General features: G+C 67.4%; 13 protein-coding genes and 1 pseudogene. 6 read left to right on the top strand and 8 right to left on the bottom strand.

Annotated features, from left to right (window positions below; all coding sequences use genetic code 11):
• The first annotated feature begins 37 nt into the window (after window positions 1-37).
• The 4 genes and pseudogenes from OG214_RS03305 to OG214_RS03290 all read left to right on the top strand — a co-directional run bounded on the left by OG214_RS03305 (window position 38) and on the right by OG214_RS03290 (window position 3,478).
• Window positions 38-622, top strand: coding sequence for a TetR family transcriptional regulator (locus OG214_RS03305; protein WP_405983710.1), 585 nt, complete (start codon window positions 38-40; stop codon window positions 620-622).
• A 203-nt stretch (window positions 623-825) separates the two neighbouring features.
• Entirely contained in the window at window positions 826-1,014 is a 189-nt protein-coding gene (locus OG214_RS03300) for a hypothetical protein (RefSeq protein ID WP_405983709.1), read from the top strand.
• 341 nt (window positions 1,015-1,355) lie between these two features.
• Window positions 1,356-1,707 (top strand): annotated as a pseudogene (locus OG214_RS03295) (ISAzo13 family transposase); the annotation flags it as partial.
• Window positions 1,708-1,996: 289 nt separating this feature from the next.
• Entirely contained in the window at window positions 1,997-3,478 is a 1,482-nt protein-coding gene (locus tag OG214_RS03290) for a multicopper oxidase family protein (protein ID WP_405983708.1), read from the top strand.
• A gap of 59 nt (window positions 3,479-3,537) precedes the next feature.
• On the opposite strand, the gene OG214_RS03285 is transcribed toward OG214_RS03290, so the two are convergent.
• From OG214_RS03285 to OG214_RS03250, 8 genes are all read right to left on the bottom strand, one after another.
• On the bottom strand, window positions 3,538-3,894 hold the full coding sequence (locus tag OG214_RS03285; protein ID WP_405983707.1) for a VOC family protein: 357 nt from the start codon (window positions 3,892-3,894) through the stop codon (window positions 3,538-3,540).
• 184 nt (window positions 3,895-4,078) lie between these two features.
• The gene (locus tag OG214_RS03280; RefSeq protein ID WP_405983706.1) at window positions 4,079-5,149 is read right to left on the bottom strand and encodes an alcohol dehydrogenase catalytic domain-containing protein; all 1,071 of its coding nucleotides are present in this window, start codon (window positions 5,147-5,149) and stop codon (window positions 4,079-4,081) included.
• 99 nt (window positions 5,150-5,248) lie between these two features.
• Window positions 5,249-6,076 carry a sugar phosphate isomerase/epimerase family protein gene (locus OG214_RS03275; protein WP_405983705.1) on the bottom strand — a complete coding sequence of 276 codons (828 nt, stop codon included), beginning with the start codon at window positions 6,074-6,076 and terminating at the stop codon, window positions 5,249-5,251.
• Window positions 6,073-6,861 carry an SDR family NAD(P)-dependent oxidoreductase gene (locus OG214_RS03270; protein WP_405983704.1) on the bottom strand — a complete coding sequence of 263 codons (789 nt, stop codon included), beginning with the start codon at window positions 6,859-6,861 and terminating at the stop codon, window positions 6,073-6,075. The genes OG214_RS03275 and OG214_RS03270 overlap by 4 nt, the downstream gene beginning before the upstream one ends.
• Window positions 6,858-8,006 (bottom strand): alcohol dehydrogenase catalytic domain-containing protein, encoded by a 1,149-nt coding sequence (locus OG214_RS03265; protein ID WP_405983703.1) that lies wholly within the window; start codon window positions 8,004-8,006, stop codon window positions 6,858-6,860. The genes OG214_RS03270 and OG214_RS03265 overlap by 4 nt, the downstream gene beginning before the upstream one ends.
• Window positions 8,003-9,034 carry an ROK family protein gene (locus OG214_RS03260; protein ID WP_405983702.1) on the bottom strand — a complete coding sequence of 344 codons (1,032 nt, stop codon included), beginning with the start codon at window positions 9,032-9,034 and terminating at the stop codon, window positions 8,003-8,005. The genes OG214_RS03265 and OG214_RS03260 overlap by 4 nt, the downstream gene beginning before the upstream one ends.
• Entirely contained in the window at window positions 9,031-10,254 is a 1,224-nt protein-coding gene (locus OG214_RS03255) for a sedoheptulose 7-phosphate cyclase (RefSeq protein WP_405983701.1), read from the bottom strand. Before OG214_RS03255 ends, OG214_RS03260 begins: the two co-directional genes overlap by 4 nt.
• A gap of 335 nt (window positions 10,255-10,589) precedes the next feature.
• Window positions 10,590-10,925: a MarR family transcriptional regulator gene (locus OG214_RS03250; protein ID WP_405983700.1), complete on the bottom strand. Its 336-nt coding sequence runs from the start codon at window positions 10,923-10,925 to the stop codon at window positions 10,590-10,592.
• Window positions 10,926-11,215: 290 nt separating this feature from the next.
• On the opposite strand from OG214_RS03250, the gene OG214_RS03245 reads away from it, so the two are divergent.
• Window positions 11,216-12,442 (top strand): MFS transporter, encoded by a 1,227-nt coding sequence (locus OG214_RS03245; RefSeq protein ID WP_405983699.1) that lies wholly within the window; start codon window positions 11,216-11,218, stop codon window positions 12,440-12,442.
• 372 nt (window positions 12,443-12,814) lie between these two features.
• On the top strand, window positions 12,815-13,939 hold the full coding sequence (locus OG214_RS03240; protein ID WP_405983698.1) for a transposase: 1,125 nt from the start codon (window positions 12,815-12,817) through the stop codon (window positions 13,937-13,939).
• Window positions 13,940-14,028 lie beyond the last annotated feature (89 nt).

Below are 14,028 nucleotides of genomic sequence, written 5' to 3'. Positions count from 1 at the left end.
TTTCGGGTAAGTCAAACGGTTGGTTTATTGTGGAGCCATGACTTACGACTCCGCTGCTACCAAGGCCCGGCTCTTGGACGCGGCCTATGACGAGTTCGTCCGGGTGGGCCTCGCTGGTGCCCGCGTCGACCGCATCGCGAAGGCCGCCTCGGCGAACAAACAGGCGATCTACCTCTACTTCGGCTCCAAGGAAGTCCTGTTCGACGTGGTCATGGCCGACCGCCTGCGCGTCCTCGCCGACGTCGCGCCCGTCACCGCCGACGACCTGCCTGGCTACGCCGGCGCCTTGTTCGACGCACTCGTCGCCGACCCTGGCCTGCAGCGCCTCAGTCAGTGGCGAGCCCTGGAGTTCCCGGAGACTTCGGAAGCCGAGATCGAATCCCACGTCGCCAAGGCCACAGAGATCGCCGCCAGCTACGGCGTCCACCTCAACCTGGCCACCGACCTCATGATGATCGCCCTCAGCGCCGCGATGGCGTGGAACAACACCGCCGAACGCATCCGCAACCCCCTCGGCGACCCCGAAGAACAGCGCGCCGCTGCGCACCGCCAAGCGGTCGTCACCGCAGTAACCGCACTCACCGGCGCACTCACCGCCACACCGAAGAAGGCGACCTCGTGAGCACCCGCACCTGGTTCATCACCGGCGTCACCAGCGGCCTGGGCCGAGAAGTAGCCAACCAGCTCCTCGAACGAGGAGACCGCGTCGCAGGAACCTGACGCGACACCGACGCCCTCAACGAGATCGCCACCGCCTACGGCGACGGCTTCTGGCCCGCCAAGCTCGACGTCACCACACCGGCACGGTCGGCAGGACCGTCGACCGTGCAGCAGCTGCCCTGGGCCGCATCGACGTCCGTCATCAACAACGCCGGCTACGGCATGTTCGGCGAGAGCACGTCGATGATTTTTGTCACGCGTATGCCCATACGGGCGGCGATGCGCGTGGTGGATTCCTTTTCGTCTCTCCGGCGGATGATTTCCGCTGCAGTTTTGTCCGGGCTGCGGTGGTAGCGGATGGCGGCATCGACCTCGGTGCTGGTGATGCCCAGCTCGTGTGCGATCTGCGAGGTGGTCCGGCGTTGCTGGGAGCGCTGGAGGATTTCCCGGTCGCGTGTTTCCCACGGGCTGGGTGACGGCGGGGCCCGGACCGGTGCGGTGTCCGGGTCGGCTGTGTGACGCCGGTTGCCGCCTGGTGGGCGGATGGGCGCGCCGCTTTTGCGGAGCCGGACGAGGACCGAGCGGGGATTGGTGTGGAAGATCTCCGCTTAGGACTCGCCGGGAAACACGTCGTGGCTTCCGGCTGCGGGGATCGTTGTTCCGGTACGGGGAGACCGTATGGGGTCGAGGCCGTCCTGGCCGCGAAGTTCCGGGCGTTGTCGCCGCACCTGGATGAGCGTCAGCGCCGGTTGGCCATAGGGGCGGAAGCGCGGTCGTTGGGGGCATGGCGGGATCAGAATCGTTGCCGCTGCGGCCGGGGTTCGGGAAGCCACGGTCTCGCGCGGGGAGGCTGAATTGGAGTCCGGCCAGGCGCCGTTGGAGCGGATCCGTCGTCCTGGCGGAGGTCGGAAGAAGGCGAGTGAGCTGGACCCGGGGCTGCTGCCCGCGCCGCTGGTGCTGGTCGAGCCCGACGAGCGGGGCGATCCGATGCCGCCGCTGCGGTGGACGACGAAGTCGACCCGGAAGCCGGCAGCGGAGCTGACCCGGTCATCGGGCAGGAAATCAACTCGCATGAGGCGGAACGTGGACCCGCTGAACAGGTCAGATAGACCGGGTCACCGAACCGGAATCAAGATCACCGGGGGACCGCCGAATTCCGTTCCGATCCTTCCCGAAGGCCATATTGCTGTAGGTGTGCTGGCGTTCGGGTGGTCTCGATCCGTGATACCGAGATCGTGGCGTCCCTCATGGGAATTATGCAGTGAATTCTTACTTGCGAAGCGTGTCGGTCCTTGGCATCGGGTGGGCGCGCTGTGGGTCGGGAAGGGAGCGAGCTGTGCCGGTCACCCGTCGTGATGTCCTGAAGCTGGGGGGCTCGGCCCTGGTGGTCGGGGGTGGCACCGGCGTGCTCTCGTCCTGCGGTTCTACGGAGCTGGCTGCGCGGCCTGAGGCGATGCGTAAGGCGGATTACACGGTGCGGATCGCGACCGGACGGGTCGAGCTCGCGCCGGGCACGGTCGTCTCCACCACGACCTACAACGGGCAGTTTCCCGGTCCGCTGCTGCGGTTCACCGAAGGCCGTCCGGTCGTGGTCGACGTCCACAACGACACCGGCATCCCCGAGCTGTTGCACTGGCACGGCCAGGTGGTTCCCGCGGAGGTGGACGGGGCTTCGGAGGAGGGCACCCCGTTCATTCCCGCGCGCGGGACGCGGCGTCTGTCCTTCACACCCGGACCGGCCGGTTTCCGCTTCTACCACACCCATGTGGCAGCGCTCGGTGACCTCACCCGGAGTACCTACACCGGCCAGGCGGGTCCCGTCTACATCGAGCCGAAACTCAATCCAGGGGCCTACGACCAAGAGGTCTTCCTGACACTGAAGGAGTTCGAGCCGTCCCTCAGCCACGGCGGGGACATGGCCCAGGACTTTCTCGCGGGCTCCGAGGTGCCGGAGCTGAAACGCAAGGGTGAGAAGGCGATGGCCGACTCGCTGGCCCGGGGCATGCCGCACGGCTACGAGGTCGGCTACCGGGCCTTCAGTGTCAACGGCCGCAAACTGGGCCACGGCGAGCCGATCAAGGTCAAGTCCGGGCAGCGTGTGCTGTTCCACGTCCTGAACGCCAGCGCCACCGAGATCCGCAGCCTCGCCCTGCCCGGCCACACCTTCACCGTGGTCGCCCTCGACGGCAACCCCGTACCCCGCCCGGCCGGCGTGCCGGTGCTGTGGATCGGCACCGCCGAACGCGTCTCGGCCCTGGTGGAGATGAACCACCCGGGCGTGTGGGTACTGGGTGACCTGGCCGACGACGACCGCAAGAACGGTATGGGCACCGTGGTCGAGTACGCCGACCGCACCGGTACCGCGCGATGGACCGCACCACCGAAAACCACCTGGGACTACCGGACCTTCGCCCGCACCGGCGCCACCGCTCAGCGGCCCGACCACACCCTCGACCTGCTGGTGGAGAAACGCAACGCGGCCGACAAGGGATTCAACGTCTGGACCCTCAACGGCGTGCCCTTCTCCATGGACACCAACAAGCCTGTGATCGAGGTGGAGCGGGGCAGGCGCTACCGGATGCGGTTCCGCAACGCCACCGACGACATTCACCCCCTGCATCTGCACCGCCACACCTTCGAGATCACTCACATCGCCGGCACCCCCACCAACGGCCTGCACAAGGACGTCATCATGCTCGGCGGCTACCAGACCCTCGACTTCGACTTCACCGCCGACCAGCCGGGACTCTCCCTGTTCCACTGTCATCAGCAGCTCCACATGGACTTCGGATTCATGCTCCTGCTGCACTGCACCTGACCCACCCCGCCCCCACCGGGACCGCATACGCCTGGACGAGCCCGAATCAGAGGGCTCCCTCAGTTCAGGCAAAGACAGAAAGGGTGACCTGCCGGGTCCAGGAAGACCCGGTAGGACGTACCGGGCTGCTCCGGGTGTTTGGTCGCACCAAGATCGATCACCGCCGCCTCGGCGGCATCGAGGTCGTCAACGATCATATCGAGGTGCATCTGCTGAGGCCGGTCCTGGCCGGGCCACAGCGGCGGGGTGTAATCGGCCACTTTATGAAAGGAGATGCACCGACCGTCTCCAGCACAAACCGAAGCCCGGTCGGCGGAGACGTCAATCTTCCAGTCCAGCATCGCACCGTAGAACCCGGCGAGTGCGCCAGGATCGGGACAGTCGATGACGATGAGGGGCAAGCGAGCGACAGCCATGCCGGCCACGCTATCGACGATCGCGGTAGGTGCACGTCCGATTTCCGCGGAGAGGTGGCAGTGACGTTCACCGGCAGGAAGGTGGCGTCGCCGGCGGTGCGTATCTCAGGTGCCCTGGAGGCGCCGCCACCCTCGCTGTCGGTCTGCCGCCGGACCGGCCCTCTCGTGAGCGCGCGCGGTCATGTCATCGCTGGGCGCCGATTCCTATCAACACCTTCCCGGGGTAGTCTTCCGCGCCCGTGGCCATGCCCATGATGAGAGCCGGGAAGTCATCGAGACCGATCTGCCGCGACGCCAGCCTTTCCAGTGGGAATTCGTGCGGATGCCGGGCGTGCAGCCTGTAGCCTTCTTCGTAGTCTTCCTTGGAACACCCGTAGGCACCCGATATGCTCAGTCGTTTCCCGTTGTGGACGGCGGACTCGATTCGTTCCTCTCTGCGAATCGCATCGACATCCCTCTGGCCGAGGGGGAAGCTGTCGCCCTTGCGTGTGCCACCGTATACGAGCAGGACCGCCTCGTCGGCGGCCATGGCGGCGGCGGTTTCCAGGATGTCCGTACTGGAAACAGTGGGTGCGACTATCACCGCGTCGAACTCGTTCTGGTGAGCCTTCGCGTCCTCCAGCGAATGTATCTCGTCTGCGGTGAGAATTTCCCGTTCTCTCGCAAAGGTGCGTCGCATTTCTCCGCGGTTGAACACCGAGATGGACGCCCCCAGGTGCCTCGCGTACATGGCGAACATCAGCCCCGCGCAGCCGGCGCCGATAATTCCCACCTTCTTTCCCGCCAGGGAGGGAAGGTTTGTGAGTTCGAGGAATTTCCGGAGTGCGTGCACAATGCAGGCGAACGGCTCCGGCATCCAGATGCTGTTCTGGATTTCCGGCTCCGGCACCCGGATGACTGTCTGCTCCAGCACTTCCTTCGTGCCGTGTACGAAAACGTACTCGGCGAATCCGGTCGTGCGGGTCGGGGTAATATTTGGATTGAGAGTGACCACGTCACCCTTCTGAAGTCCCGTCCCGGCCCCCGAGAAAGAAACGGTGCCGACGAGCTCGTGGCCGAACAGCGGGCCGCGGTCTCCCATGACATCACGTGACCCGATGACCTCCTTGACGTCGGCCCGGCAGATCCCGATGTAGTGGGGCTCTATTACGACCGTGTCGTCGCCAAGTGCGTCCTGAGGGAATGCGTGCACGCCAAGGGCTACTACGCCGTCCATGAGCGTGGACGTTTCGTAGGTGTACGGAACGCTGGACAATGCGACTCCCGGTTTGGTTTCTGTAGGTGGCGTGGAACGGGGAGAGCGAAGAGCTGACCCGCCTCGTAGAGATGAGTCGTGAGTGTCGGGAACACCGATTCATCGAGCTGGGGGATGCCGCAATTCCGTGTGAGTGGTACGGGCGCGTACGCGTTCGATGTCGAGGCCGAGGCGTCGCATGTCGCCGTCGCGGTAGTCGTTCTCAAGGACCAGCGCGTCGGGTGCGCGCTGTGCTCGCAGGGCGGCGAGGGCCTCCCATACCCGGCCGTCCCCGTCTCCGAGCAACTCCTTGCCCACGACGCCGTTCGTGCCGTCCTTGAGATGGATCTGCGAAGCCGTCCACTTGTCGAACGCCTCGATCAGTGCCAGCACGTCGAGACCGGACACGCGCGGGTTGTACGTATCGAGCAGCAGCCGGAAGGAGGGTGCTGCCACCTCCGCTGCCAGAGTCCGCACGCACGCCGGTCCCAGACCGTTCTCACTGGCCAGCAACAGTCCGCGTGCTTCGGCCTCCCGGGCCGCCCAGCCGAGAACTTCCGCGGTTCGGAGCAGATCCCGCATGCCGTGGATCGCACTGCGGCGGAAGCTCGGTACGAATGCCAGAGGCGTGCCCAGGGCGGAGGCCGTGTCCAGCACCCGGATCAGGACGCGCTGGGCACGCAGCGCGTCCCGGCTGCCCTTCACCGCCGTGAGCCCGATGTCGTTGAGTGTGTTCCCCGCGACGGCGAGCGGTTTCAGCCCGAACTCGGCGAAGTCGTCCCGGAGCCGGTCGACGGTTCCCGCCGCGTCGAGCCAGGCCCCTCTGCCCGGACCGCCGAGATCGAGCTGGAGACCCTCGGCGCCCGCCTGGTGCGCCAGTCGGACGGCGCCGAAGTGATCCCCCGGCAACCGCCAGGCGGCGAGTCCGACGAGAGGGGACCGCGTCACGACGCCGTCCCCGAAGAGATCCTGCGGCTCTGGGACCGCGGCATCTTCTCGCGCGCCGGATACCAGACACCCGTGTCATCGACCACGAGGTGGGCGCCGTGCAGTCCCGCACCTGCGGTCGCCGCCAGCTCTCGGGCCAGCGGGGCGAAACTCGCCGGCTCCATATAGGTGCTGTAGTCGAACCCCTGTGGACGCCGGCGCCGGATCCCAGGGGTGTCGACCATGCCGGCCGGCAGGGCCTGCACGATGCGCAGTGCTTCCGTATCGGACGCCTCGGCGGTCTCTTCCTGCGCGACGGAGTCGAGCAGAGCGGAAGCGGCCGCCTTGGAGGCGGCGTATCCGGACCGCCCCGGACCCGCGTTGTAGACCACTTCGGAAGAGATCCCGAGAAACACCCCGGGGGTCTCGGCGGAGCGCAGTACCGGCTGCGTCCGAGCGAGAGTCAGCCAGAGCCCGTGCAGATTGACGTCGATCTGCCGACGCCACTCCGTCTCGTCGCAGTCCTTGAAGAGAGCCCGTCCGCCACCGTAGTGGACCGCCGAGTAGCAGACCGCGTGCAGGGGCTCCTCGACGGCGGCCGTCAGACCGCGGGTGACCTGGGCGGGGTCGGTGAGGTCTGTGGCCAGCCAACGGAGCCGGTCGGCACCGGCACCGGTCGGAGCGGATCTGCTGAGCACCATGACGTCGAGTCCCGCGTCGGCCCAGGCGTCCGCGACGCCGCGGCCAATGCCCGTCGACCCGCCGACCACCAGGGCCCGGCGGCGGTTCCGACCGTTTGCGGTCACTGGCTCTCCTTGGGGGAAGGCGGCACCGGAGCGAAGCGCACCGCGAGTTTGATGAGCCGGGTGCCGGCCACAGTCCGCCTGCGGCTGACCGACAGGCCGTTCATGATCTGGACGGCTTCCCGGGGGCCCACGACATGTGTCACCAGGTCGTGGTACAGCGCCGGATCACGGCGCAGTTCGGCCGCCGCCGCTGTGAGATGTTCGTTGCCCACACCGCGGTGACCTGTCAGGCGTACGCTCCGGCCTTCCGCGGTGCGCACTTCCGCGAACGCGGCCGGCACGGGATGTCCCGCACAGTTGGCAGCCCGGACGGCGGTCAGGTCGACCCCGGGCAGCAGTGGAGTGGCGGCGTCCGGCGGAAGACCGCCGAACATGTCGATGGTCAGCTCGCCCTTGCCGAGACGCAGCGCGGATTCGAGTGCGTTCCGGGTACCGTCACGTGGCGTGGCGAGCAGTGCGGCCACCGGGCCTTCGTCCAGCGGGGGCAGCTCGGCGTGGTCTCCGCCGAGCAGCAACTCCGTACCCTCCGGCGGATGCCGGGTGCTCCATTCCAATCCCTCACGGGTGTGATGGACAAGGAGGGTGCGTACCTCTCCCTTGAACCACCGGCGGGCGGCTCGTACGGCGAGTTGGCCTATCGTGCCGTCGCCGTACACCACCAACGTACGCGGACTGCCGGTGGCGAGCAGACCGAGGGAGTACCGGACCGCCGCGAGCGGTTCGATCAGTGTGCCGAGCACTGCCTCGGGCGGCCTGTCCAACGGCACGACAAGCCCGGCCCGTACCGCCGTGGCCGGGATGCAGGTACGTTCCTGCAACAGTCCGTCCACGTTGTGTCCGAGCAGAAAGGACGAGTCGGATCTGTGGGTCGGGTTGATCACGACCGCTGTGCCCGGACGCAGGGAGTCGGGGACGCCCGCACCGACGGCGACCACATGGGCGATGCCTTCATGGCCGATCACCGGCGACGGGTCGTCACGCAGCCCGCGCAGCATCTGGATGTCCGTCCCGCACAGTCCTGCCACCTGGGTGGCCACCACCAGCTCACCGGGTGCGGGTGGTTGGCTGTGCCGCAGGCGCAGTCCGACTCTTCCCGCTTCCCGGACGATCGCCTGGTGATTCGGGATGTCCTCGGCTGCCCTCATGCCGGTACTCCGGCATACGCGGCGATCCCTGCCCCTGCCAGGCTGTCGGCTTCCCCCGGGCCGCTGACGGTGATGCGCTGATCGAGCCACTCGGGGCTGCGTTCGCTGGTGAGATACAGCCCCTCCCGGGTGAGGTGTCCCATCAGGGCGTGTCGGTAGTGGTGGCCCAGGCCGTGCACGACGCCGCCGGTCAGGACCGCTTCGTCGATCTCGGGATCGAGACACAACGCGGTACGCAGGACAGCCGCGACGGGAGCGGTGGCCGCGTCGAGCAGTTCGACGGCCAGGCCGTCCTGTTCGTCCAGCGCACGACGGAGCGACGACTCGAAATCGGTGCCGTCGGATGTCAGGAGACCGAGCCGGGATGCCGCCCAGCGCCTCGGCTCCCGCTGTGCGAGGACTTCCGCCATCCGCGCTATTCCAGGACCCGAGGCATACGCCGCGAGATGTCCTGTCTGCCCGCAGTCGCAGTCCAGTTCCACGGAGCGGCCGGCGAGCTCGCAATGGGCCGGCAGGTGGCCGATCTCGCCCTGAAGCCCGCAGATGTCCACCGGAATCAGACCCAGCCGCTGGTCTATGACCCGGCAGGCGATTCCCGTACTGATGGTGGCCAGGAGAACCTTGCGGTGTGTGCTGCGGCCGGGGGCGGCGGCGGCGTGCAGGAGCGCGGCCGTGACATCGTTGACGATGTGCCAGCGGACCTCGGGCCGCCGGGCCGCCAGGGCCGCCCGCAGGCTGTACGGCTCGCTGTGCCCACCCCACAGGGGCGCCGAGGCGTAGATGGTTCCGGAGCGATGGTCGAGCGCCGCTCCGAAGGAGATCCCGACGACGGCGTCCGGTGTCTCGGCCACGGCGTCGCACAGCTCCCGGACCATCATGGCCTGGAGTTCCGCGACAGAGGTGCCGGGGAAGCGCTTGAAACTGGGGGAGGGGCGCGAGGTCCGGGCACGCAGCTCTCCCTCGCGTAACCACAACGCCTGGCGAATGTGTGTTCCGCCGACATCCAGGACCGTGATGGCCGCGTTCATATCGTCGCGCCGACGAGTGCGCTCTCCGCGGCTGTCTTCCAGGCGTCGACGAACTCCAGCGCCTGGCCGAGCTCCTCCGGCGTGAGGTCGTTGACGAAGACGACGGAGCCGATGCCGCGGGTCAGGGGGACACGCTGATACCCGTCGCGGTGCTTGACGGCATCCGCCAGCGCTTCTTCGAGGAGTCCCTGGGTGAAGATCGGATGCGAGATGGGGAGCTGGAAGCCGACGAGCAGCCTCAGCGCCCGGTCGATGTCGCTCTTCGCCAGATGTCCTCGCAGATGGGCGAGTGCGAGGCAGATCGCCATGTCGACGGCGACGGCCTCGCCGTGAAGGAGCGGCGGGTCGGCGCGCAGTTCCAGGGAAGGGCTGAAGGTGTGGCCGTAGTCGACAGATCTCTCCAGCACCTGCTCCCACAGATTGGGTTCGAGCTCGTCGAGCATTCCCGAGATCGCCCGCGACAGGACATCGCTCAGTGTCGAGCCGCAACCCGCCAGGGTTTCCGGGGTGACGGTGCCGACCGCCACCTCCAGGAGCTCGAAGAGGGCCGAGTCCTTCACCAGGGCCATCTTGATGATCTCGGCCATGCCGTTGGCCACGTGCCGCGGATGGATGGTACGGAGGAACTCCGGGTCGATCAGGGCGAGTTCCGGTGCGAAGTAGGAGCCCAGACGGTTCTTGTGGTGCCCGTAGTTGATGCCCGTCTTGACCCCGATCCCGGCGTCGATCTGACCCACGAGCGTGGTGGGGATACGGACGTAGGGCACACCGCGGCGGTACATGCTCGCGGCGAATCCGACGATGTCCAGGGCGACACCGCCGCCGACGGCGATCACCTTCTCGGCCCGGCGAAGGATCCCCATCCGCGTCATGGCCTCGGTGACGCGGACGGCCTGCTCGAGGTACTTCGCTTCTTCGTCCCCCTGGACGGTCTGCCAGATCGCCTCGATCCGCCAGTGCTCGAAGTACGCCTCGAACTTCTCGCGGTACAGGGCCTCGACAACGGAGTCGATCACCAGGAGGCTTCGTAACGGACGCCCCTGACCGCCTCCGCAGGCGTGGGCGAGGGCGGGGTTGTCGAGGTCCAGCAGTCCGCGCACCATGCTGACGCTGTAGGCGATGGGCTGCTTGGCCCGAACGTTCCAGTGCAGTCCGGGCGGCTTCGGAAGATCGGCACCCGGGTTCAGACCGGCAGGCCGGGACATTGCGGGAGTGGACATAGCAAGACCTCCGTGAGCGTGAGTCACTGGGAGTACGCAGCATTGTCTTGATCGGGAAGCCACACAGATGTCGTCCTGAGCGGTCACGGCGACACGGACGGGTGTGGACCGCAGGGCCCGGCATGGCGCCGAGGTGGTGAACCACCCCTCCGCGGCGTGCCCGTCTTAGGTGGAAAGCTAGAGCGTCACCTGTATGTGCTGCAACGTGAGCGGGGTCACATTCAATGCATTCAGATGCATGTAAATTTCTCTTTACGTCTGCTGGGGGCAGAGGAGCGGCCCCGGTCGCAGGCGGGGGGCCTGCGACCGGGGCCGCTCGGGGGTGACGGGGGCGCTCAGTCCACCGATGCCGCCGGCGTGTACCTCAGCCGGGCGACGAGGGAGGCCGTGGAGTCATCGAGTGCGGCCGCGTCGAGGGCTTCGGCCAGGACCTTGCGCAGTGTCCTCTGCCCGGTCTTGGCGAGCAGTCTGCCCGCCTCCGTGACCTGCACGTCCACGCCTCTCCTGTCGTCGACGGCGCTGCGGCGCACCACCCAGTCCGCCTCCTCCAGCCGGGCGACCATCCGGCTGACGGACGGCTGGTTGGTCCCCAGGGCTTTGACGATGTCGGAGATCCGGAGAGTGCCGTCCCGCTGCTCCGACAGGGAGAGCAGGAGGAGCAGTTCGCCCATGGTGGCCCCGTGACTGCGGGTCAACCGCCTGCCGACCGTCGAGTTGACCTGCTCCGTCAAGCGCGAGAGCTGCCGCCAGAGGGCAATCTCGTCCCGTTCACTTGCCGGTCCCCAAGTCTCCATTGACGTGGCCCTTCGCTGAGTCCTACGAGCTTTGCGTGTGCCCAACCGTCCCCGCAGCCCAGCGTAACTCCTTGCGGCGGTTGACCATACCCTCTTGTTCGGCCATGATTTGCATGCAATCGCATACATCTTAGCGATCGGCTCCCCTAAGAAAGGCTTGGATCGCCATGCCACTGCCCCTATTGGCCTTGATGCTCGGGGTCTTCTGTGTGGGCACCGCCGAGGTCGTCATCGCCGGGATCCTGCCCGAGATGTCGGCCGATCTGGGCGTGTCCATCCCCACGGTCGGCCTCCTGGTCACCGGCTACGCGCTGGGCGTGACCATCGGCGGCCCGGTCATCACCATGCTGACCGTGAAGCGGTCCCGAAAGGCCCTGCTGCTCGGCCTGATGGGCATCTTCATCGTAGGAAACGTGGTCGCGGCGCTGGCCCCCAACTACGCGACGCTGATGGGGGCGCGTGTCTTCACCTCCTTCAGCCATGGCACCTTCGCCGCCGTGGCGTGGCATGTGGCCGCTCTCATGTCCCCGCCGGACAAACAGGCGACCGCCATGGCCAAGATCGCGCTGGGCTTCAACTTCGCCAATGTGCTCGGCTCTCCCATCGGGACTTTCATCGGCCAGCAGTTGGGCTGGCGGGCCACCTTTGTCTTCATCACCGCTTTCGCCGTGCTGTGCACTCTTCTCGTCTACAAGTTCGTGCCGAGAAACCTGTCCACCGGGAGCGAGACGGCTGCGGAGGATGCCTCGCTGCGCGAACAGCTGAAGGTGTTCCGCAACGGGAGTCTCCAACTCTCCATGCTCATCACGGTGCTTGCCCAGGGGGCGGTCTTCACCACGTCGACGTATCTGGCGCCCCTGCTGCGCGATGTGGGGCACTTCGCCGCTCCCATGGTGGGCGTTCTGCTGATCGTCTTCGGAATCGGATCGGTGCTGGGCAACATCCTGGGCGGCCGGGCCGCGGACGCCAACGTCATGCGCGGAGTCCTGCGCGCCCAAGCGGCGCTGCTCGTCGCACTCCTGCTGTTCTGGGTCGCCAGCCCCCACCAGCTTCCCGCGGTCATCGCGCTCTTCTTGTTCGGTGCTGCCGGTTTCTCCATCATTCCGGCGCTTCAGGCGCGGATTCTCTCCGTGGCCTCCGCGGCGCCGGCCCTCGCGCTCTCGGCCAATGTGTCCGCCTTCAATCTGGGGAACGGGCTCGGGGCATGGCTCGGCGGCACGACCATCGACCTCGACTTCGGCGTACGGGCCGTCACCTTGACCGCCGCCCTCGCCACCTCCCTCGCTCTGATCCTCTCGTTGGCCATGTGGGCCCGCGGACGTCGCGTGTCCGCGGAATCCGCGGCGCTCGACACGGGCACCGCCGACACCGGGCTTCCCCAGAAAACGCAATAACCCGACCCGTGTCCGGGCCGGCCAGGCAGGCGGCTGCCCGCCCATGACCGCGCCCGGCCGGTCGGCGGGCCGGGCGGGTCACGTATCCGGATGGCTCGGCCCACTTCACGAGGCCGGGCCTCCTCGGGTGAGTGGGGCGGTGCGGGCCGGGCGAGCGCCCGAACATCTGAGAAGCACGTACCGTGGCGTACTGTGCGCTGCCGTACGGGTCGTGCGGGCTGTTCCATCTGGAGCCGGCCGCACTCGACCGTGGCGTCCTGTTGTGCGGCACTCCGCGTCACATCCGGAACACCAAGCAGTCATTGGGGACTTCTTATGCGCAATCCGCCGCGAACAGTGCGATCCGGGAGGTCTGTCACCTCACCGCCGGCCGTGTCGTCCGTCCCGAGGAACGCCGGTGTCCTGTGCGAGCTGTCCGGGGCGCTCTTCGCCCACCTGCCCCGCAGCGACCAACGGCTCAGGGGGGACCAGTATCTGCGCGGACTGGTCGCGGCGGAGGGCCGTAAGTCGGTCCGGAACATAGCCTCTCATGTCGGTGGCCCCGAACTGGCGCAGAGTCTCCATCACTTCATAGCCTCGTCCACGTGGGACTGGGAACCGCTCAGCACGGCCCTTCGGCACTATGCCGACAACGAGTTACGGTTCGCCGCCTGGGTGGTGGGATCGGTGCCGGTCCCCAAGGGGAGGACGCAGCGCCTTCACCGGGCCGGTCCTGACGACACGTCCGGCCCGCAATCGTCCAGAGGGCAGCAGGCCATCGGGGTGTGGGGGGTCGCGAAGGACGCCACGGTGCCGGTGAAGTGGAACCTGCTGCGTGACGGCGAACAGATCGCGGAGTGCGTCGCGGCGGCGACTCTGGGAGTCGACCAGCATCCACTCGGGCCTCGTCCGGTCGTCCTGAACCTCCCGGGGGCCGATCTGCGCCCGGTTTTCGATCGGTACATGGGAGTGGGCGCGCCCCTGCTCGCCGCCGTACCGGCCCATCTGCCCCTGGACCAGGGGCCGGGGCATGCGCGCCGTTCGCTTCCCGCCGCCCGACTGCTTCGCCAGAACGGCATGCTACGGCGTCCCGTGGAGTGGACGGACCCGGCGACGGGTCTCGTACGTACCAGCCTGGTCGCCGGCGTCCGGGTGGAATGGGGCGGCCGGCCGCTGCTGCTGCTCGGGCAGTGGGACTCCGGAGAGGGGCAGGCGGTGCACAGCTGGCTCACGAACCTGACGGCGACTCCCCTGGGGGTTCTGCTGCGCCTCGCCAAATTCCCGGAGCGCGTCGAACGGGATTTCGCGAGCTCCGCGTCACATGTGGGGACCTTCGACTACGAGGGGCGAAGCTCCGACGGCTGGCACCGGCACATGACCTTGGCGGCGGCCGCGCACGTCGCCCAGGTGATAGCCGCCGCCAGGGCACGCGTTCGCCCCTGGAGCCAGTGCATGGCCTCGATGGAGCGTATGGACTACTCATTACAACCAGGACGAGTCGGGCGCGGGGTTGGTTAAACATCTTCCTTTCGATCCGTGTCACCTCTCCGACAGGATCTGACACATGCTGCTTGGGCGAATCGCCCGATCCGCCCCTCGGGGACCAT

The organism is Streptomyces sp. NBC_00872 (assembly GCF_045161915.1).
In the GTDB taxonomy this organism is placed as follows: Bacteria; Actinomycetota; Actinomycetes; order Streptomycetales; family Streptomycetaceae; genus Streptomyces.
The sequence above is the reverse complement of the archived record's forward strand: the minus strand, read 5'-3'. Positions and strand labels throughout refer to the sequence as shown.